The organism is Vibrio nigripulchritudo ATCC 27043, assembly GCF_000222685.1.
Taxonomy (GTDB): domain Bacteria; phylum Pseudomonadota; class Gammaproteobacteria; order Enterobacterales; family Vibrionaceae; genus Vibrio; species Vibrio nigripulchritudo.
In genome coordinates, this window is record NZ_AFWJ01000317.1 from 1 (window position 1) to 21748 (window position 21748).

The window sequence follows — 21748 nt, forward strand, 5'->3', positions numbered from 1 at the left end:
TTTCTCTTTGGTAATGTCAATATTGACGCCACCCATTCCAATGGCGTTACGCGTCCCTTCATCAAAGACCACATCAGCAGCGGCTTTAATCCAGCGAACTTCACCATTGGGAAGCTGAATTCTAAATTCTGAGTAATAGCGGGAAAGTGAGTTTTTGGCTTCGATTAATGCAATTTCAGCAAATTCCAGATCCTCTTCATGAACTCGGGCACGCCAGATTTCATAGGTTGCGCCCTCTTTGGTCTTTTTCAGGTCGTACATGAGATACATGCGGTCATCCCATTGCAACCTTCCGGTTTTGAAATCCCATGTCCAGATACCGATTTCACCTGCTTCTGTTGCCAGATTTAATCGATGCACCAGATCCTGTAGGTTGCGCTTGCTGAGTTTGAGCTCAGACTCCGCATGTTTGCGATCGCTGATATCCCTGAGCGTTCCTAAGTAATAGGCCTCACCATTGGCCGCAACCTGAGTAATAGACATCTCTAAAGGTAAAAGTTGTTTATCCTTAGTTTGCCCGATGACTTCGTCTGTCTCTCCGCCTTTGTCGGTTGACTCTAAGCCAATCGAATGTGTTAAGAAGTTGATGTCTTTCTGACCAAAGTCGTCGGCCAACAGCACATCAAAGGGTTTGCCCAGGAGTTCCTCACGAGTCCAGCCAAATAGCTCACGGGTTGAGTCATTGATATCGAGAATCGTCTCGTCCAGCTTAAAGATGATGAGACAATCCACAGCCGACTTAAACACTGCTTTCATTCGGCTCTCTGTGTCTTCAAGCTCCATGGTGGTTTGAGTAATCAGATCTTCAAGTTGTCGGTTGGCTTCCTGAGCCTCTTCTTTTGCTTTATGAAGCTCAGTGACATCGGTTTGCACACCAATAAAATGCGTCAGTGCCCCTTCGTCCGAATACACTGGATCTACATGCAAATGACAATGGAAAATCGAGCTGTCCTTGCGCCGGTTCTGAAGATAAACGTTACAAGACTGCCCTTCGCCTAGCGCTGTTCTTAATTCAATTAAGCCAGGTTGCTGATGATCGGGACCGTGGAGGAACCTTGGGTTTTTCCCGATCACTTCCTCTTTTTTGTAACCGGTCATCGTAGTGAAGGCATGATTGACGTAAACAATGGGTAATTCTTTATCCAGCGCGTCACAAACCATCATCCCAGACTTAGCCGCCATAATGGCGCGCCTTTGCAGGTCGAGTTCCTGCTGCTGATCGAGTGTTTTTTCCAGCAGCTTTTCTCTGTCCTGAAGCCGGCTTTTGAAAATATCGACGGCTTTGATAATGTCACCCACTTCATCACTTTCACGGTATTTGGGTAACGGTGTGGAAAACTCATTTCGAGAGAGTTGAGCAAATATCACTGCAAGCTGTTTTAACGGAGAGCTGACTCGGTAGAACATATAAAGCCCAGTCACAATTAGCGCCGCAATGATCATGATGGAAATGAGCCAGAGTTTTATTTTCAGCTGCTCGGCTTCAACAAATGCTAATTCCGTAGGCATCTGAATAATGACTTTCCAGTTCAAGCCGGGAAAGTCGTACGCTCCTAAACTGTCAGCGTAGACCTGCAATTGCTCCACACCATTTTGGTCGTTCAGAATGGAGATGCCAGAGAACTTTTCTCTTGTTACGGCGTTAATCGAGGTATCCCCAATTTTGAACTGAGAACCGCGGAGTTCAGAATTTTCACGAAAGAACCCGGTAATCTGGGATTCCAGATGGAGCATATCGATAAGTACCACGTCTTTCGGGTCAGTCAGAAGTATCCTGACTTCCTCATAACCGTCCATAAGCAGCGACATGTAGTATTCATGGACGATGTCTTCTAGGAAACGAAAATCAAGTACATTCACCCAAACGCCCGTAACCTTGCCTGCGTCATCTTTGATTGCGGTCGCAAACATCATGTCGAATTGTTCCTGTCGCACATTCTCCTGACCAAACAACGACTGGACAGGTCCGTAGACTGCGGTTCCTAATTCTGGATAGGCTGGATTGGGAGCAAGAGGACGGAGATACGCTTCATTTAATACATCGTTAAACCATTGCTTTAGCAACACTCGCTCTGGCGATGTCACAACGGGTTTAACTCCTTCACCAAGGACATCAATTCTGTTTTGGGCAACCAACTCGCCATCTGCTGAAAACAACAATATGTGGGAATAGACTTTGTATTCGGTGATCAGTTTGTCGAGGTAATCTAGGTAGCGGTCTTTTACTGCATCGTTAGCGTCAGAAAAGTTTTCTGGTAATCGCGCATTCATGGCAAATGCACGGGCATCGTGAAATCGTTCGAAGAGATTTCGATCGATTTTTTCGATGATCTCTTTTGCGGAATTCCGCATTTCGTCCTGAACTTTGTTTTCAAGCTCGTGTGTTGCATTCCACGTAATGTAATAAAGAACACCAAACAAGAAAGATGTAACAACGGTAAGTAACGTTATATTTTTGACTCTAATTTTCATACCCAGCCTAAACCCCAGTTGGTTTAACAGGTGGTGGTATATGAACACGTTGTTAGAGCTGACCGATTCATTCTTAACTTATTATTATCTAAAGCACTTTGATTAGCTCAATCAATTTGTGTTACACCACACGCTCACACTGACACTTTTCAGTATAGCTCACACTTTTAGAATGCCATTTGGGATAGGCGCTTTTTTAGCCAGAACAAAATGCCACCTCATCGACAAAATTTAGTGACTTCAATAGCTAACATACGACTAATAAAGCTCATTTTTATTAATATAAGGCTCAAAATTGTAACTTTGTTGCGTATCGTTTGCACATCGCCCTCCCACTGCTTAACATGTGCGACGTTCTGGAAAGCACATCACTTTGCGATGTTTCCGTTCTTCACACTTTTAGGGATGTAAAGTGCATGAAAAATCTATCTTTTAAACACAAGATCGTTGGCCTTATAACGGTCATCGTTTCAATTACCATTCTTACTTCTTACGTCAGCGTTAATTATTTCATCAGTCAGTACATTAACGATTCAGACACCAAAAACATCAGTAACAACATTGAGCTTGTCAAAAACCGTCTTAATCACGACCTGCAAAGCAAAGTCGATTTGGCGAAGAACCTGAATTTCAGCATGATGGACATCGCGGAGACGAAAGAAAACGCGGGTTTCCATAAGATCATAAAGATTCTGCACGGTTACGCATTTGATGAGTCAGGCTCCGTTGACGATGAAACATTAACCCAGCGTTATCTGGATGCCGCTGAGTCCCAGACGGAGGTACCGTCAATCAGCGAAGTTAAAGTAGTGAATGGTAAGCCTTTGCTCACTATATCTATGCGCCGCCCTGACGACTCGGTTGATTTCTTTATTGTTGACCTGAGTGATATGTCGGAAGTGGTGGCTGACTACGCGGTGAGTGGCAGCTATATCGAGTTAATTTCCGAGAATGGTACGGTCATTTACTCCAACAAGACTGGCGACAACTTATTGCCTTTCCGAAAACATGTCGCGCTGGGTTCTAAGAACTGGCAGCTAAACGGCTATATCGACTTGGATCTTATCGAGCGCAATACGGCATCGCTTAACTGGCTGATCACTATGGCACTTGTGGTTTGTGCTTTCGTTATCATCTGTTTGAGTATTGTCCTGCTGCACTTCGCCTTTAAACCTCTTCTAAACCTAAAACAGGTTGTCGCGGATCTTTCTAAGGGCAGCGGCGATTTGACTCAAAGACTTGAAGTGGTATCGAAAGATGAAATCGGTCAGATTTCTCACTCAATCAACCTGTTTATCGAAAAACTTCAAAGCATGTTTGTGGAAGTTTCACAGTCGAGCAAGAGCATTGATTCAGCTGTCGACCAGCTCAACACACAAACCGACTCCAATTTGCGCACGCTAAACAATCACAACATCGAAACTGAGCAAGCTATAACGGCCATCAATGAAATGAGTGCAACGGCTGAGTCCATTGCACAAAACGCTTCGGATGCCGCCAAGCTGACGGAACACACATCTGCAAACGCAGAAGAGTCGAAGAAGATTGTTTCTCAGGCAGTGAACAGTGTGTCTGCCCTAGTGGATGAAGTGAGCGCGATGTCGAACTCGATTGGCACCATGAGCACCGACACCAAACAGATCAGCACTGTGCTTGAAGTGATTGGTGAAATTGCAGAGCAAACCAACCTCCTGGCGCTAAACGCTGCTATTGAAGCTGCACGTGCAGGTGAGCAAGGTCGAGGATTCGCTGTTGTTGCTGACGAGGTTCGTGCCTTGGCTGCCCGAACTCAGGACAGTACATCACAAATCAATGAGATGCTTTCTAAACTGCGTAGCGGCACAGAAAACGTCGTCACTGCCATGGAATCAACACGCTCTAGCTGTGAGCAGACGGCGGAAAACACCAATCAGGTGATGGATTCGTTAAATCAGGTTACCAACTCCGTCATTGAGATAAATGAACTTAATGCGCTTATGGCAACTTCTGCTGATCAGCAAAGTCAGGTTACAGAAGAAGTGAATAGAAATATGGTGGCTATCCAGCAGATCGTACACCAGCTCAATGACAACGCTTCTGATGCGAATTCTATCAATCAGGCGTTGGATTCGACTTCTAAAGATCTGAATGAGGTTGTCGGACGCTTTAAAGTTCAGTAATTTATCATTTCTGTATCGACTTAAGGCAGCTGGTATGGCTGCCTTTTTATTTTCACAAGGAAGCGAAAATGGATTGGAATACATGGATGATTTACGTCGCCGCAATTTTCATATTAACGGCATCACCGGGCCCTAGTGTTCTGTTATGCCTGAGTAAATCTGTGACTCAGGGGTTCCGTTCTTCAATCTTTACTGCGCTGGGCAGTTTAAGCGCCATTATGTGCATTCTTACCCTGTCTTTTACGGGGTTGGGCATGGTAATAGCCACATCGGAATGGGTATTCAACATCATTAAATGGACTGGTGCTGCCTACTTGATTTATCTGGGTGTTCAGGCGTTTATGTCTAAGCAGGAAAACTACGAAGTTGCCAAAGGAGAAGCAAACAGGCAGTCACATCGCAGTTTGTTCACCAGCGGATTTATCGTGGGTTCCAGCAACCCGAAAGCGATCGTGTTTTTTACCGCGTTATTTCCTCAATTTATTGATCCGCAAGCGTCTTTGTTAGGTCAGTACTTCGTTTTAGCCTCCACTTTTGCAGTTATGGAGCTGTCCTGGCTTTTGATCTATGCCTATTTAGGTGCGAAATCTTCACATTGGCTGTTGCAAAACGGGCGCGCTAAATTGTTTAATAAGCTTACTGGTGGCGTATTTGTAGGTTCTGGAGTGATTTTGTCCACGACCTCGCGTTAAGCATCTCGAGAGGTTGTATGAGTAAAATCGCGATTGTAGCTGGTGGCAGTGGATTAGTCGGTCACGAACTGATGATGCTTCTTCTTAAGGAAGATGCCATTTCTCAAGTCCACTCACTGGGCAGACGCCCTATCAACCTCTCTCATTCCAAACTCAAAGAACACATTCACGTTGATCTTGCTATTACTAAGTGGGATGACGAGACCCCTTCCCCAGAGCTTGGCTTTATCTGCCTTGGTACCACTCTCAAACAAGCGGGTTCAAAAGAAAAACTCGCACAAATAGATGTCGATCTTGTCTGCAATGTCGCTCACGAAATGAAGCTCGTCGGTGTAAAAAAACTAGCCGTAGTATCCAGCTATGGCGCAGATCCTGAATCTTTTTCTCATTACCTTAAGTGTAAAGGAAAGATGGAAACTGCCGTTTCTAAAATGGGTTTCGAGCAAGTAGTCTTTGTGCGACCAGGACCACTAAAGGGAGAGCGTGTAACACCTCGCACCAATGAATTGGTGACAGAAAGCTTACTTAAAGTTCTAAGCCCCCTTCTTATTGGAAAGCTCCACAACTTCAAGCCTATTGACGCGAAAGACGTCGCTCAATCTATGCTTTACGCGCTGTTTGATACTCATTCAAAACACGAGTACCCAACAATATTAGACAGCCGTGCCATGTGGCGAATGCTTTCCAGTTACAAGTAGACCTTCACTTCTATACTCAAGTAACCACCTTCTAAAGCTCTATAACTTTTAGCTTGTGATATTTACATACATAGAATTATTTTGCATATGTAATTTCAAATCACACTTTGCTAAACCCCTGACTTAATCTAATTTAGCGAACAGTCATTAATTCTACTTAAGATCAAATTATTAGAATTATATATATTCATTGTTAATAAAGGTTAATTATCAATGTCATTGGTTACATTTGTAAATCTCGCCATTTTTGGGCTTATTCTTCTCTTTCTGTTTAAACAACAACGCCAGTCAAGCACACTTTCTCGTTTGGTCCTTTTAGGTCTTGTTTCTGGTAGCTTGTTTGGTTTAGCACTGCAACTAGTTCTTGGTGAAGGTCACGCTTCAATCAAAGAGAGCCTCGACTGGATCAACATTGTTGGCAGAGGCTACGTTGGCTTGCTGAAAATGATCATCATGCCTCTGGTACTGGTTTCTATGATTGCTGCAGTTGTGAAACTGGAAAACTCAGGCTCATTAGGAAAAATCAGTGCATTGACCATTTCAGTCTTGCTGGTTACCACTATGATTTCCGCAGTAATTGGTATTGCCGTCACTCAGGTATTTGGATTAACGGCTGAAGGGCTAACGGAAGGCGCTCGAGAAACAGCTCGTATCGCAGTTCTTGAAAATCGTATCGATCGCGTTAGCGATTTGAGTATTCCTCAAATGCTAGTGAGCTTTATCCCGACCAATCCGTTTAAAGATCTGACTGGTGCGCGTTCTACTTCAATCATCGCGGTTGTTATTTTCGGAATCCTGACAGGTATTGCTGCGCGCAAAGTAATGCAGGAAAACAAAGAACTGGAATCCCCTATTCGCACCTTTGTAGACGCTGCTCAGTCAGTGGTTATGCGCTTAGTTAAAATGATCATGGCGCTGACTCCTTACGGCATCGCTGCGTTAATGACAAAAGTTGTCGCGACTTCCAGTGCTGGCGACATCCTCAACCTGCTTGGCTTTATTGCGGCTTCTTATGTCGCCATTCTTCTGATGTTTGTCGTTCACGGTTTACTGGTTTCTTTTGTTGGTGTTAATCCGACTGAATACTTCAAGAAAATTTGGCCGGTACTTACCTTCGCCTTCACATCTCGAAGCAGTGCTGCGACCATTCCACTCAACGTCGATGCACAAATCACCAAACTAAACGTGCCACCAGCCATTGCGAACTTATCTGCATCGTTTGGCGCGACAATTGGTCAAAACGGCTGTGCGGGTATTTACCCAGCTATGCTTGCGGTTATGGTTGCACCTACCGTCGGAATTGACCCGCTCGACATCAATTTCATTCTGTCTTTAATTGCTATCGTTACGATTAGCTCTTTCGGTATTGCTGGTGTCGGTGGTGGTGCTACATTTGCCGCTCTGATTGTACTTCCGGCTATGGGGCTGCCTGTAACTATCGCCGCTCTATTAATTTCAATTGAACCACTGATTGATATGGCGCGAACCGCTCTGAATGTATCTGGCGCGATGACAGCAGGAACCATAACCAGCCGCATACTGGGAAAGAAAGAAGAATCTCCTCAGAGCCAGGAAGCGAGCGCTTAGCACCTGCTAAACCGTTTTCTACTAATGTATTGCAAAGGCGACCGTATGGTCGCCTTATTTGTTTGTGTAAAAACATGCAGTTGTTTTTGTAAAATTTACACTGTGAAATTTTTATTGTGAAATTTTGACAGCAAAGGCGCTAATCTAAAGTTGAAGCAAGAGCAAAGGAAACGTCACAACCCTTTACTTGAGCTGGCAAAAGATAATTGATGAGGACATCACTATGACAATATCAACTGCTTCGAACAATCAGAATATACAAACCGAATCCCAGTTTGATGCGACTTCTGTCCTCGCTGCTGAAAAAACAAATGCGCAACGAGTGACAGAAAAGCAACAACGGGCAAAAGAGATACTGGACGCTTCATTTCCGCTTGAAAGTGGATCTCACAAAGACGTCGTGAACTATATGGTTTACTACTGCAATTTGGTCGCATGCTTCGCCGATGGCAAGCTTGTTGGTTTGGAGAACCCATCTCAGTTTGTCGCCTTGTCTGGTCACAAGCGCGAACCAGAAACCATTTTGTTAAAAGACGCTCAAGGCTGTCATCTTGAGATTTCTTTGGGTACTCATATGGGCGGTATCGACAATCTGGCGAACATTAAGGATATCCAGTTAGAGTCTCGCACGTCTTTGTGCATGGAAACTCAATCCAGCCACCGCTACTGGATCAGCCTTCTGGAAACAGGTGCCAAAGGCGACCCAATCGCTCACAGTGTAGACAAAGAATATACGTCTCGCAGTGGTGATGACTATAGCCTCACTCGTATCTGCAAGAACTGATATTTAATTCGATAACAATTTTAATAAAGAAAGCCTTAACCTTAGTCTATGTCAATCTGACTGACCCCACTGACCGGGGTCTTTTTTTTGCCTCACAACCAAAATTTTTACTCAAACTGTCCCCGATTTTAGATTTCTCTCGTCTAGTTAGTAGTCAGTACTAAGAGCTGGCTTGAACTCAAGTTAAACAGCGTATCAAGGAGAAAGACGTGAGTATAAATCATGAAAAGAAATGGACCGAAGCCAAGCGGTTAAATAAAAGGCAAAAAAGAGAAAACCCGATTAAAATCTCATCAGTTACACCTTTCACCAGAGAGCCATCCACTACAAACACTTCGGTAGAAGGAGTTACATCATGATTGCTCACCTTTTATCAATCCTCGCGTTTATGATCGTTACCTTTGCGGCGCAAGGGCTATCGCACTTTGTTCTCAATAAGGAACATTTTGATTCAGTGGGCTTTCTTCGTCCCGAGCCAATCATGGCGATGGGATTTACCGTTATGATTATTCAGGGAGGCATCATCAGTATCGGTCTAAGGGTCTGGAAAGGTGCCACTGCCCAAATAAAAGATGGGATATCCATTTCCCTGCTTTTTGGAGCGTTTCTTGTCAGCTATATCGCCATCACAGAACCCGCTAAATATACGGTGCCGTCAATTGCAAACTGGATTCAAATTGAGCTTACCGTCGGGTTATTGCAATTTTGTTTTTTCGGGCTGGCTTTAGGTTGGATCCATCAAAAATTCCGTACTGGCAATAAATATCAAAATACCTACGTGAATTAGATAAGGAGCTGCTTATGAGAAAGCTTGCCGTTCTGGCATTTGTGACACTGGATGGAGTTATGCAGTCTCCTAGTATGCCCGAAGAAGATTCATCTGGTGGTTTTACACATGGGGGCTGGGCTGCGCCCTATTGGGAAGGCGTAATGACTCAAGTTGAACGTTACGCGATGTCTGAACCTTACGATATGGTTTTTGGTCGAAATACCTATGATATTTTTGCAGGGCATTGGCCTAACGCGCCAAAATCCACTCTATCAGACCGGATGAATGCTGCGAGAAAATATGTCGTTACCTCTAATCCACAGACACTAACTTGGGAAAACTCCATCGCTATTACTGGTGATGTCGTCTCCGAAATTCAAACCTTGAAAGACCAGAGCGGTCCTCTTCTCCAAGTGCATGGGAGTACCAACCTGATACAGACGCTTCTAAAGCACGATCTGATTGACGAGCTTCGCCTGTGGATGTTTCCGGTCGTGGTTGGTAATGGGAAACGCCTATTCGAACCGGCAACCGGAACACGCCAGTTAACGCTTACAAAGTTTGAAAAGTGTGAAAATAGCGTGACGATGCACTTCTACAGACCTGCCTAGAATGGATGCTCAGAGGGAATCATCGAGTGATTTAGACTTTGTTCAAAGCCGCTTTAAGCTCAGCCTGACTGACCCCTTAGTCGGGGTCTTTCTTTTGTGCTAAATCTCTCAGCAATATTTTTAAATCCTGAACCTCTTGCCTCAGTTCTACGACTTCATCTTTAAGGTTTGCCATGATGTGTTTACCTTGATCTTCTTTTTCGTCCTCCAAAAACCAGGAGGCAACGAACCCGGTAAACGTACCGAACAAACCAACACCCGTTGTCATCAAGATTGCTGCAACAAACCTCCCCTCTACTGTGACAGGATAATAATCGCCGTAACCCACCGTCGTAATCGTTACAAAAGCCCACCAGAATGCATCCGTTGCGTTGTGAATGTTCGCATCTTCTACTCCCTGCTCAAGCAGCAGTAACGCGATAGCCCCCACTGTGAGCATAAGAATGGAGACGAATACGACAAAAGAGAATGAGCTCTTTACTTTGTTACGCATGAACACTTTAACAAGTGTCCGAACCGACCGAATTACGCGAATCAGACGAATGATCCGCACTATCCGCGCAAACTGCGGATAAAAGCCAAAGGGTATCGATGAGAGCAGATCTATCCATCCCCAGGTTCGGAAATAACGCCAACGGTCTGGAGCGTTTTTAAGCTGGATTACGAAATCAATGAAAAAGAAAAAGCAGATAAACTGATCGGATAGCCTGAGTATGGCGTTGATGTCTTCAGGAAGCGGAATAGTCAGTTGCAGTAATACTGAAATAAGCACAAAGAGAGAAAGAAAAAGAACGAATACCTGAAAAGGTCCTAAGCTCTCTCGCTGTTCGTCGATCATGGTCTGAGACTCACTGTATTGATTTTATTATGGCTCCACCTTAAGTTCCGTGTTGCCATTCGTCAATTGTGATTAAGAGAATGCCTCAATTTAAACAAGAGAAACAAGAATTGGAAGGCAGCTCTTCGTGATTGAATTGCACACGACGAGCTGCCAACAAACCTTAGATGTAATAACTTAGACCTCGGACAGGTATTTCTCAAGACTTTCGAGGCCAGAGCCCCAACCTGCTCCGTGTTGCTCACGAGAAGAATCGAAAGCGGCAACTTCTTCAGAAGACGCATTCACTGGCTCCCAAATCAGTTGAAGCTTGGTTTTACTGCCATTCTCTTCCAGTTTCACCGTGGTTTTCATTTCTTTTGGCCAGTTAGGCATCTGAGGGCTGGGTAATATTTCCCCTTGTTCGTTCGAAACAGATTGCACAAACACAACTGTGTGTGGCTCCACAATCTCCAGGTATTTAGAATACAGCCACATTTCGAACCCATTTGGCATGGTCATTTTATGCAGTGATTCGCCACCCGCTTTGATATCGGCTTTCGTAAATTCACAGGATACTCCCGGCATAGGCACCATCCATTTAGAGAGGTGCTCTACTTTCGTCCATGCCTCAAACACCAGTTGAATTGGTGCGTCGTATTCACGAGTTAGAATGGTCGGTTCTACGATTTGATCATTCATCCTTGTCCCCTTGTTGAATGTCTTGAAGGTAATCTCCCAAACTGTCTAAAGTATGGGTCCAGTATTGCTCAAATTGAATTACCCAGTTTTGGATCAATTTAAGTTGTTCACCGTTGACGCTGTATGCTCTAAACCGCCCTTCCTTACGTTCACGGACCAAGTCGACTGCTTTAAGAACACCCAAATGCTTAGATACTGTGGGTTGATTCCAACCCAGCAAATCTACCAGTTCAGTCACAGTCATTTCTTTCCCTGCAAGCTTCTCTAAAAGTTCTCGCCTTTTAGGTTCTGCAATTGCATTAAACGGGTCATAGGTGGTTTTTGCTCTAGCCATACAATCAATATATTCCAATATAGGAATATGTAAACCTCAATTATTTGGTTTCTTAAAAAAGAGACAGAAACGACTAATCGCTCGCTGGAAACTTTCCAACAACGATTTATCAGAAAATAATGAATAGAACAGCTTACTCCTATGAGTTTTGACATTATCGACAACTCCAATCATTTTGCTCATCTTGACGAAGGCACAAAGAATGCTTTGTCTGCATCCGCTAAACGCGTTTCGTTTGAACCACAGTCTGTTCTTCTTCATTCTAACCAACCGTGGACGACTGTATTTTTAATTGAATCGGGCTTAGTAAGGATGTATTACCTTGATATTGAAGGGCGTGAACACAACAAGTCTTTTTTCCTACCAGGTTCCATTCTCTGGCCAATTACCCCTTCTTTACGCACCAGTGAAGCTGGATTTTTCATTGAATCGATAGAGGCTACCCATAGCTGGTCATGGAAATTTGATGACTTTCAGCGTTGCTTTCAGCATTCAAATGAATGGAGTGATTTCGCCTTACTCTGGATGGAGCGAGTGCTGGAAGATAAATTCAGCCGAGAGAAAGACTGGCTACAACTCACTGCAAGTGAAAGGTATCTAAAGCTTTTATCAGCGAGACCAGAATTCAGAGAGATCCCTGACAAACACATTGCCAGCTACCTGGGTGTGACAGCTGAGTCATTTTCACGAATAAAAAAATCCATCCGACTTACCAAATGATAAGTACAGCCGAATTCAATCCTTTCATGCTATTTAAAACTTCAAATACATGAACGGAGACAAACATGAAAGTGGCGCTTCGAGGGATTTCGACTTTACTTCTTGGTTTAATGGCGGGTTTCTTTGCAACCTATAGCTTCAACGTTAACTACGCCATGATGGAGGTTGATGGCGAGACTTATGCGACTGTTCAATCCCTCTTCAACATTAATGTCAGACACTCAGGATTTTTTATCTGCTTTTTTGGTGCGGGACTTTTGCCAGCAATAACCGGAGTCGCAACTTTTCAATCCTCAAAAAGAGAAGGTATCTGCTGGATACTTGTAGCGCTGGTTTATTTTCTGGGAATCATCATGTTTACTAAGTTCATTAACTTACCACTTAACTATTACACCGAGTCATGGGATCCGTCTGCTGTACCTTTGGATTGGAAGGAAGTGAGAGATAACTGGAACGCAGCAAATCTATTTCGAGTGGGAATCAGCATGGCGACTTTCCTTTCATCGCTGGCTCTGTTGAGCTTTTCTTCACCAGAGAAAGCCCGCCATGCACAAGGAGAGTTAGATTGTCACTCCCAGACTTCTTAAGTCCTCACGAGCTTGTATAGCCGTTGTAAACTGAAAGGCTTCAAATCCGTGCTTTTTAGCGCCTTCAATATTGTGTGGCATATCGTCCAGAAAAACGGATTCCTCTGATCGAATACCACATTTGTCGTTCACTAGCTGATAGATTTTCGGGTCTGGTTTGAGTACCGACCATTCTGCCGACACAATCGCACCATCAAATAGTGACCAAAAATCGTAAGTGGTTTTGAGGTGCGATACTATCTCGTTCACATTGTCCGTCAAGCCAAACAGAGCGTACCCTTTCTCTTTCAATTCTTTCATCATATCGAAGGTGCCTGGGAGTAACTCCTGGGTCGCTTTCACCTGATAGAAAAGTACGTCGGTTTCGTTGGGAGTAAGCTGGAGTTGCTCCTGATAAGCGAGTTTCGCTTCTAGCTCGCTGATTTTCCCTTTATTGATATCCATCCATATTTGGTGTTGGAAAATTGTGTTTGCCATCGCCTGACACTCATCACCAGACAAATTGAATGTGCGAGCTATGATATCGGTAGGTGACCACTTCACAATGACGTTCCCGACATCAAAAATAATGTTCTTTATAGCCATAACGTTGTACCTCCCTCTGGGGGATTGAGTTTATAAATTCTTGATATAGATAGTATTGTCTTTGTCTGAACGAGTAAACCCAACTTTTGTCAGGTATTCGTGATGCTCAGCCGTTTTGGCATGTGCTTCTAGCAACTTAACGCCCCTCTCCTTCATAAATTCCGGATGAGACTGGTAATAAAACTGCGCCAACTTCATGTCGCGAAATTCAGGGGTTACGTAGTCCAGCAAGATACGAAACGTTCCTGCTTCGCTTATGTTGCCCACCAAAACACCTGCAATACTGTTGTTGCGAAGCATATAGAAAGCCGTACCTGCATCTTTAAGTTCATCAACCTTAACTTGCCGTTCAATATCATTTTGATTGGTCGACACAAAGTGGTCGAAATACTCGGATTTTACCGAGGCGGTGATAAGCTTGAAGCGCTCTTTGGTACTGTAGATATTCCAGAGATAATAGACATTGATTCCTGCAATACCGAGGTTCATGAACATGGTGGGATAGGAATCAATAAAGTAAGCGAAAGCTGCAAACAATAGGCAACCAATGAAATTGATCACTCTTAGCTTAATGATCGACGTCATTGTTAACGAAACCAGCACCACCAGAGATGCCAGATAACCAAACCACTCTACCCAATCAAAATCCATTTTGATGTTCCTTATAGTTCGCTTTATCAAAAAGATAGCATCGGTCAGCAAAGGATGATAGATGCTCGCGCGTTCGCGTCACACAATCTGCTTACTGATACAACTTGTGTCACATAAAACAGCCTAAATAAGGAATGTGAACAAAAGTTAACTCAACAGAAAAAGCCTCTTAATTCTGCACTCTTTAGTATTTTTCTCAGGAAATGCTGAGATGAGACTCTCGGTAACTATTGATAACTAAAGAGGAAATAACGTGAATATTCTCGGGTACTTACAAAAAATAGGTAAGGCGTTGATGGTTCCCATCGCCGTTTTACCAGCTGGTGGATTGATGCTGGGTTTAGGCTACGCCATTGACCCTGCTGGTTGGGGCGCCAATAGTGCTTTAGCAACCATCTTAGTGTTTGGCGGAAAAGGGATAATGGATAATCAGGCGTGGCTGTTCGCGGTTGGCGTCGCGTATGGTTTGGCAAAAGATAACAACGGCGCTGCCGCATTATCGGGTCTTTTGGGTCTTCTGATTATCGAGATGATTGTCGGGAACGTTGCGGTTATATCCCAGATAACTGGCGTTCCGGTGGATGACATGTCCCAAGCTCAGGTCATCGCCTCAGGTGCAGCCGTTAGTGCATTCACTGGTATTTTGATTGGTATTGTGGCTGCAATACTCTACAACCGATTCCACAACATTCAGCTTCCTGCAGTCCTTGGCTTTTTTGGAGGGCGACGCTTCGTCCCTATTGTCACGTCATTTGCCGCGATCTTAATTAGCCTTGTGATGGTGTATGTCTGGCCGGTTGTGTACGGTTCGCTTGTTAACTTCGGTATCGCAATCTCAGAGCTTGGCGCAACGGGAGCGGGCTTATACGGCTTCTTTAACCGTCTGCTGATCCCTGTTGGGCTCCACCATGCTCTAAATCAGGTATTTATATTCGATCTGGTTGGAATCAGTGATATTTCGAAGTTCTGGTCGGGAACCGGCGAGCTAGGCATCACAGGTATTTACCAAGCCGGATTCTTCCCAGTTATGGGGTACGGGCTTCCTGCCGCATGTTTGGCTATGTACCATTGCGCAACACCGGAAAACAAGAAAAAGGTAGGCGGAATTTTAGGAGCTTCGGCATTTACTGCGATTCTAACAGGCGTTACAGAACCGATTGAATTCGCCTTTATGTTCGTTGCACCTGTTCTTTATGTCATTCACGCTATTTTAACTGCACTATCAATGTACATCGCAGCAAGTATGCAGTGGATTGCCGGCTTTACCTTCAGCGGCGGTCTTATCGATTTTGCCCTATCATTCAACCTGCCACTTGCTGTTAAGCCATACATGTTGATTGTTCAAGGGTTATGCTTCTCTGCGATTTACTACAGCGTATTCCGCTTTGCTATCGTTAAGTTTGATTTAAAAACCCCAGGACGAGAAGTGCTTGTAGAAGGTGGTTCAGAAGCGATTGAAATCGGTGAAAAAGCAAAGCTTTACCTGAAAGCGCTGGGGGGACATGAAAACCTTACTAGCATTGATTCTTGTATCACTCGATTAAGACTGACACTCAAGAACCGTGATCTGGCAGACGAAACCACCCTGAAAAATATTGGTGCTATGGGTGTAGTAAGAATTGGAACCAACAATTTACAAGTCATCGTTGGAACAGAGGCCGAGCAAATTGCTCATGAAATGAAGCAGATTCCGAGAATGGAAACACTGGCTGAGGTTGTCACTTAGGTAGGGTTATGTGTTGATGTGATATGTAAAAAGACCGGTGTTTATTACCGGTCTTTTTATATTCAGTAAAACATGAAGTTGAAGCAGTAAATCAGTAGATTGTCATCAGAAATGAAATGCTGACTTGATGCTTCTATTCTAACAAACCATCCGTCATCATTTGATCCAATACAGACCAAAAATCAACGTATTCCAGAGGTGAGTTACGGCGCCACAGCACACACTCGTCAGAGTTATATTTGTTTAATGCTAAGAAATCGCCCTCGTCTACATAAACAACATTCCAATCTGATAGATTTAACCCAAATGGGTAGTCAGATCGCTTGTTTAAATTTACCCAATTAGGTTGAGATAAATTAAAAAAACTATGCGTTGACAGTGGTCCCATAGATGAATCAGCAAGAAAACCAAAGCCATCATGCACATCTAAATAAAATTCCTTAAGCTTTGAAGGTAATGAGTCTAAAACCATAGTAACTGATTCGCTATCATCTATCTCTTTAGGATTACCACCAAAATACAGATAAGGTTCACCTTCAACATCAAATACATAGATCAAAGTGACAAATGACTCGATTTTTACTATCTCTACAGAATATAAGCAGCGTGAAATACAAGCAGTAAACTTAGGTAAAAATAGTCCAAACGTTGACCATTGCTCAATAACCTCTTTAGCCCATTCATTTTTTGGCGATTCATATAAAAAGAACCATGATTCTGGAATATTTACCTTGCCGCTTTTAACATCTTCGATAGGTATCAATTCATATGGGACTTCATACTTTGAAAGCTCATTGGAAAGCTCGAAAAACATTATTGTATTTAACCCTCCTAAAAAGCGAGTCGTTAGCAATCAGTGCTTTTTATTTATATTCGAAAATCTCTAAGAAATGTAAACTGACCGAAAAGTTAACGAAGTCTGCCGAGAAAATAGCATTTCTGATGCCTCCTGCTTACTGAAGTTCAAGTACGATGCTATGGAGATATCTGATATTAGTCATCTAAAAGAGCTTGATGACGAAAGCCGAAAATTAAAGTAAATACTGGTGATTCTATGCCTCAAACATCGTATAAAACAACGTTAAAACCAGTTGTATACATGAACTTGTTGTATATGTTATGAGCTTTCATAATTGATTAAGAATAACCTGACCGCTGTTGAAATTAGAGATTCCGTGTATCGGTATCAGCCTTATGCTCATCGAAAAGGTACAGGAAGGCGGCAATTATACTAGTATACAGCTCTGGCTAACTCTTCAAGGTCATTAAACTTTGGAAACACAAAAGGTAAAAAGACAGAAATGCTACCTAGGTAATGCCTTGATTCGCATTACGCCTTGAACAAACACAACTATTTAGCCAAGACTAAGCTCTCTAAATACCTTTTTCTAAACCAAGACTATCAAGCCATCTCATAAGCTCTTTAATCTTTCCATACTCAGACAAAGGCAAAAGGTCATATAACTTGTCAGTGGTTTGTAGTTCCCTTATTGCAGACATAAATGCATCTTTGTGCTTCTTTTTTTGGGTGCAATAGACTCCATCTGCATCTTTTTATTACGATATATCTCAGACTTCCCTTCGATCTGTTTAGAAAACTCTGGAGATAAAAAATAATCATATGATGCATAGAACTCAGCTATTCTCTGACCTATTTTTCTTATCTTCTCCTTATCATAATCACTGCACGACTCCCCATGAAGAATGGAACCATTTTTCAACAATTCGAGATCACCCCCTTTTAATAAAGCGAGGACAAGATGCAACACCTTTTGTTTCGTTAACATATCTATACCTGAACCTAAAAATTATTATCATAGAAAATCCAACGAACATCATCTGTATCAGCAAAATTACTGAAGTCATTTAGTTGTGGACCAGATAATGGTGTACCAAATGGTTTTATATCAAAAATTGTATTTGTACCAGTATGATGGAAGTCAGGTATCCTATATTCATAAGGTTTACCAGTTGCAGGGCTAGTATATTGACTTTGCCCATATATTCTCTGATTTACATTCAAATCTTGAATATTCAATTGACGCACTCTGTTAGATGCAGAACTATGAATAATCGTACCTTGTAAACGAGTATCTAAAGCCAAGAAATCTGTGTCAGAGGCATAGTGATTCCTACGCCAAGTTGTAATTGTAGTCAATAAATTTTCTGTTTCAGCAGCGTTAGCTATCAGTTGACCATCAGAGTTCGTTTTAAGTCCCAGGTTTCTGCGTATTGCTTTAGTGGTAGCAATTTTGACTTGTTCATCGGTAAGATCACTAGCATCAAAGCGCTGTTTTCCTACCCAAGATGATCCTACATTTTCAATTTGATTTTTTGGTACTACGTCGGGCAGTTTATCTAAGTCAGGCTCGATATTCAACGATCCTTCAGATGATTTTGCCGTAGAAACAATACCTTTTGCATTAGTAGCAGCATTTGCCATGTTTACAGACTTCATAGCAGTTCGGCCCCCAACCAACGTTCCAACAATCTCCACTGATTTATGAGTGAGTGTTGCTGCAAGTGGTGAGCCAGTAGCGTCTAAAACTGCGTCTCCTGCACTTTCCATCGTGCTCTCATACGCTTGCACATAATCTGATAGGTGCTCCCCTATCATTTTTGCACCTTCAGTGTTAGGTGTGTAACTTAGCGTATCTTGTATGCCTTCAATCCAGTTTACAGAGGTTTCTAAGTCACCGATCGCTAATGGTGCTAAACCTGCCAGACCAGCAACTGCATCCACTGCGGTGTTATAGACTCCTGATACCAGTAATTCAGCCGCTCCTTCGACATACTTGCCACCAATATTGGTTCCTGCTGATTGGGGATGTAGTGGGTATGTTGGCGAATTCACATTTGCCGTAGAGAGAAAGTTCCCTGACCCCATCGCATAGACAACTCGCTTTTCTGGCTGCGAATCCGCATCTCCAGCTTTCACGGCGGTATCAGGCTGCTCACAACATAAACCTGACGGATCAATCCACATTACCGGGTTTGGGGCGTATTGGTAATGGTTAATACCGCCTAGCAAGCCGATTGGGTCAGGTTGGATAAAGCGACCTGAGTAAGGGTCGTAATATCTCGCTAAGTTGTAATGTAAACCTGATTCTTCATCGAAGTATTGTCCTTGGAAACGAAGAGGGTTTCTGACTTCTTCAATGTCTATGCTGGCTTGCCCAAGTGGGTTGTAAGACGCTTGCCAAACCACGTTGCCAGACTGTTCAACCAGCCTGATAGGTGTTCCAAGATGGTCATTTTGATAGAAGAAACACTGACCATTTTCGATCAGCATCAAAGGTGCATGGGACTTAGGAAGGTAAACATACCAGCGGTAATGATTCGCGCTGACTTCACCAATGAGTTGGCTACCTTGCCAGATAAACTCGGTTGTACCGCTTTCTGTTGTTTTTTTGCTTCGCCTTCCCAAAGCATCATATTCGTAGTGTGCGAGTTTTCCATTGTGATTGACCATCACAAGCTGATTTAATGCGTTGAATTCACGTCGCTGCAGGGAATCTCCGCCCGAAACTCGAATCTGATTACCCTGGTCGTCGTATTGATAACGCAATCCGCCATGCTCAATAAGACGGTCATATTCTACGACCGATTCTTCGCTTTCTGGGTTGCCAAAGCTATCGAATCGATATTTAAACACATCGTCAGGTGTTTTCACCCGAGTCAGTTGCGATAGCGCATCGTAGTGATAATGATGATGACCTAACTCGCTGTCTATGCTACTTGCTAAGTTATCGGAAACATCGTAACGATAGTGACGATTTCGTGTACCCCAGTCCTGCTGTTTCAGTCTTCCAAGTCCATCGTAAGTACGAAGCTCGGACTGAGCATTCCCATATTGTAGGGTCTGAACCCTAGCCATATTATCGTAGTCAATGGTCACCTTAGCAGGGCTTTGCTCTAGTTTTGATTGAGACTGGTAGGTGACGCCAGTCAGCTCACCAAATTCGCTGTAATCGAAGTGCAGCTCATCCCCGTTGGGTAGAGACTTCTTTTCGCAAAGCTTTTGATGGTTGTACTGGCTTTGAATGAGATAATTTGATTGCCATTCCTCAGTTAACAAACCATGGGGATCATACTGATTCTTTATCGCTCGGCTGCTGTTACTCGCCGTCAGCATTTTTCCACCAAAGCTATGCTGAAAATGAGATTCGTTGAAATAGCCTTCGTTTCTGGCACTGATGGATGCCATATCACCATGTTGATTGTATTCAACATGAATGGCTCGCTGACCAGAGATTACGGCATTTATCTGACCGTTGTCATCATAAGCGTATTGGTTCTGTACACCATCGAATCCCTTGGTTTCTATTAGTTGACCATCAGGAGAAAGAGAAAGCTGGTAACTGGCGTTGTCACTTCGATTGATGGCAGTGAGGTTTCTCTCGGCATCGTATTCAAATGAGAGCCCACTGCCATCTTGTTTGATGAGGCTGTCAGGTTGATTCAGTGTCCCCCACTCAAATTTGGTTGAACCGCTTGGTGTGGCTATCGAAGTGATTCTGCCTGCGTCGTCATAATCGTAGGTATGTTCTCGCGATACACTTTTGTCAAAATCGTGAAATGTTCGTTGACGAGTCAACTGACCGTGAGCATTATGCTCCAGAGTCACATACATGCCATCAGGATAAGCCAAGCCGTTGACTCGATTTTCTGCATTGTAGCTGTACCGAATCAGCGAGTGGTTAATCTGAATACCTTGGATTCGGTTTTCTTCTCCCCACCACCAGCGTTTGAGAGAGCCTTGAGAACTTGCTGTTTCAATCAAGCGCCCTTTTTTATCGTATTGGTATTGTGTCGAGACCTGACTGGGGTTTTGGCTCCAGATGAGCTGACCTAAGCTATTGACTTCTCTTTTACTAACTTCACCATCGGGGTGAATCACCGCTGACAACACACCATACGAATCATATTGGTATTCTGTTTTTGCACCACTGCTGTGTTGCATGGTAGATAACTGTCCAAACTCGTTGTAGTAACGTTTCTTGTAAGTACCGTTGGGTTCGCTTTCTTTTGAAAGCCTTCCGAGCTCGTCGTATTCCCACACACTTTTTCGCCCTTCAGGGCTAACTTTTTCGAGCAGCTTCCCATTGCCATCGTGTTTAAACTGCCAAGTATGACCTAAGGTGTCCTGATAGCTGGATTCCGTTTCACCAAATTCAAATCGGTAATCATAGATGCCTTCATCACCAAAGTTACGTATACACTTGGCTTTTGCCCCCTCTCCCTGCCATTCGAAGTAGTGGGTAAATCCGGAAGGTCGTTGGCGGGTCAGTAATAGTGCGCTGTCTGTGTAGGTATACTTCTCTTGCAGACCATGTTGATCAGACGCACCAATCAAGTGATCGTATTCGTCTATATCATACTCTACGACCAGCTTGTCGGTATGCGGGCAACGTAATCCAACCAACTTTCCTTCTTTGTCGTACTGACAACATAAATCGGACACACCGTTTGTCTGAACTTCAATCAGGCGACCGTTTGAAGAGTATCTCAGATCTATCTGTTTAAGGGCATTTTTCCTTATCTGGCTGAGTTTCCAGTCTTCATGATGCTTGAGAAACTTGTATTGGTTACCGTCTGGCAGCGTGATTACTCGGTATCCGTTTTTATGGTTCAGACAAGACGAACCCGCTTTAATTTGGTAGCTCGTTGCGCCTTTACCCACGGGAGGAAATCAATAGCATCGCCCATGTCATCGACGAATTTCCAGGAAACAATTTCGCCTTCTTCGTCTTGTATCTCGCTGAATTCCAGAAGAAAAGAATGTCGCCATCCAAGACCCTAACCCTACAGACTGTTCGCACTTTGATGAGCGATAATGGCGAGTCCACACCAA

The 21748-nt window shown here is 43.5% G+C and carries 19 protein-coding genes; 10 read left to right on the forward strand and 9 right to left on the reverse strand.

Features of this window, described 5'->3' with window-relative positions; all coding sequences use genetic code 11:
- The coding region (locus tag RH89_RS26750) for a HAMP domain-containing protein (protein ID WP_004408767.1) at positions 1-2472 on the reverse strand (2472 nt) is incomplete at its 3' end.
- 416 nt (positions 2473-2888) lie between these two features.
- Between RH89_RS26750 and RH89_RS26755 the strand changes: the two genes are divergently transcribed.
- The 7 genes from RH89_RS26755 to RH89_RS26785 all read left to right on the forward strand — a co-directional run bounded on the left by RH89_RS26755 (position 2889) and on the right by RH89_RS26785 (position 9772).
- Entirely contained in the window at positions 2889-4631 is a 1743-nt protein-coding gene (locus RH89_RS26755) for a methyl-accepting chemotaxis protein (protein WP_004408769.1), read from the forward strand.
- A 68-nt stretch (positions 4632-4699) separates the two neighbouring features.
- Positions 4700-5323 (forward strand): LysE family translocator, encoded by a 624-nt coding sequence (locus RH89_RS26760; protein ID WP_004408770.1) that lies wholly within the window; start codon positions 4700-4702, stop codon positions 5321-5323.
- A 17-nt stretch (positions 5324-5340) separates the two neighbouring features.
- Entirely contained in the window at positions 5341-6021 is a 681-nt protein-coding gene (locus RH89_RS26765) for an NAD(P)H-binding protein (protein ID WP_004408771.1), read from the forward strand.
- 213 nt (positions 6022-6234) lie between these two features.
- On the forward strand, positions 6235-7608 hold the full coding sequence (locus RH89_RS26770) for an L-cystine transporter (protein WP_004408772.1): 1374 nt from the start codon (positions 6235-6237) through the stop codon (positions 7606-7608).
- A 223-nt stretch (positions 7609-7831) separates the two neighbouring features.
- A complete protein-coding gene (locus RH89_RS26775) occupies positions 7832-8392 on the forward strand; it encodes an aldolase/citrate lyase/malate synthase family protein (RefSeq protein WP_004408773.1) in 561 nt (186 codons plus the stop codon).
- A gap of 355 nt (positions 8393-8747) precedes the next feature.
- Complete coding sequence (locus RH89_RS26780) at positions 8748-9179, forward strand: hypothetical protein (protein ID WP_004408775.1); 432 nt, start codon at positions 8748-8750, stop codon at positions 9177-9179.
- A 14-nt stretch (positions 9180-9193) separates the two neighbouring features.
- Positions 9194-9772 carry a dihydrofolate reductase family protein gene (locus RH89_RS26785; RefSeq protein ID WP_004408776.1) on the forward strand — a complete coding sequence of 193 codons (579 nt, stop codon included), beginning with the start codon at positions 9194-9196 and terminating at the stop codon, positions 9770-9772.
- Between the two features lie 76 nt (positions 9773-9848).
- On the opposite strand, the gene RH89_RS26790 is transcribed toward RH89_RS26785, so the two are convergent.
- The 3 genes from RH89_RS26790 to RH89_RS26800 all read right to left on the reverse strand — a co-directional run bounded on the left by RH89_RS26790 (position 9849) and on the right by RH89_RS26800 (position 11625).
- Entirely contained in the window at positions 9849-10610 is a 762-nt protein-coding gene (locus RH89_RS26790; RefSeq protein WP_004408783.1) for a potassium channel family protein, read from the reverse strand.
- A gap of 177 nt (positions 10611-10787) precedes the next feature.
- Complete coding sequence (locus RH89_RS26795) at positions 10788-11291, reverse strand: SRPBCC family protein (RefSeq protein ID WP_004408784.1); 504 nt, start codon at positions 11289-11291, stop codon at positions 10788-10790.
- Positions 11284-11625, reverse strand: coding sequence for an ArsR/SmtB family transcription factor (locus RH89_RS26800; RefSeq protein WP_004408786.1), 342 nt, complete (start codon positions 11623-11625; stop codon positions 11284-11286). Before RH89_RS26800 ends, RH89_RS26795 begins: the two co-directional genes overlap by 8 nt.
- A 141-nt stretch (positions 11626-11766) precedes the next feature.
- On the opposite strand from RH89_RS26800, the gene RH89_RS26805 reads away from it, so the two are divergent.
- Together RH89_RS26805 and RH89_RS26810 are read left to right on the forward strand one after the other, a co-directional pair.
- Positions 11767-12345 carry a Crp/Fnr family transcriptional regulator gene (locus RH89_RS26805; RefSeq protein WP_004408788.1) on the forward strand — a complete coding sequence of 193 codons (579 nt, stop codon included), beginning with the start codon at positions 11767-11769 and terminating at the stop codon, positions 12343-12345.
- A gap of 65 nt (positions 12346-12410) precedes the next feature.
- Positions 12411-12932 (forward strand): anthrone oxygenase family protein, encoded by a 522-nt coding sequence (locus RH89_RS26810; RefSeq protein ID WP_004408789.1) that lies wholly within the window; start codon positions 12411-12413, stop codon positions 12930-12932.
- Here the strand turns inward: RH89_RS26810 and RH89_RS26815 are convergent.
- Together RH89_RS26815 and RH89_RS26820 are read right to left on the reverse strand one after the other, a co-directional pair.
- On the reverse strand, positions 12906-13517 hold the full coding sequence (locus RH89_RS26815) for an HAD family hydrolase (protein ID WP_004408795.1): 612 nt from the start codon (positions 13515-13517) through the stop codon (positions 12906-12908). The genes RH89_RS26810 and RH89_RS26815 overlap by 27 nt on opposite strands.
- Positions 13518-13547: 30 nt before the next feature.
- The gene (locus RH89_RS26820; RefSeq protein ID WP_004408801.1) at positions 13548-14168 is read right to left on the reverse strand and encodes a hypothetical protein; all 621 of its coding nucleotides are present in this window, start codon (positions 14166-14168) and stop codon (positions 13548-13550) included.
- Between the two features lie 253 nt (positions 14169-14421).
- Between RH89_RS26820 and nagE the strand changes: the two genes are divergently transcribed.
- On the forward strand, positions 14422-15894 hold the full coding sequence (nagE, locus tag RH89_RS26825; RefSeq protein WP_038147544.1) for an N-acetylglucosamine-specific PTS transporter subunit IIBC: 1473 nt from the start codon (positions 14422-14424) through the stop codon (positions 15892-15894).
- Positions 15895-16027: 133 nt separating this feature from the next.
- Here nagE and RH89_RS26830 read toward each other — a convergent pair whose 3' ends face one another.
- The 3 genes from RH89_RS26830 to RH89_RS26840 form a co-directional block, all read right to left on the reverse strand.
- Entirely contained in the window at positions 16028-16747 is a 720-nt protein-coding gene (locus RH89_RS26830; RefSeq protein WP_139063372.1) for a hypothetical protein, read from the reverse strand.
- Positions 16748-17381: 634 nt separating this feature from the next.
- The gene (locus RH89_RS26835) at positions 17382-17681 is read right to left on the reverse strand and encodes a hypothetical protein (protein WP_004408808.1); all 300 of its coding nucleotides are present in this window, start codon (positions 17679-17681) and stop codon (positions 17382-17384) included.
- 14 nt (positions 17682-17695) lie between these two features.
- Positions 17696-21577 (reverse strand): RHS repeat-associated core domain-containing protein, encoded by a 3882-nt coding sequence (locus RH89_RS26840; RefSeq protein ID WP_004408810.1) that lies wholly within the window; start codon positions 21575-21577, stop codon positions 17696-17698.
- Positions 21578-21748 lie beyond the last annotated feature (171 nt).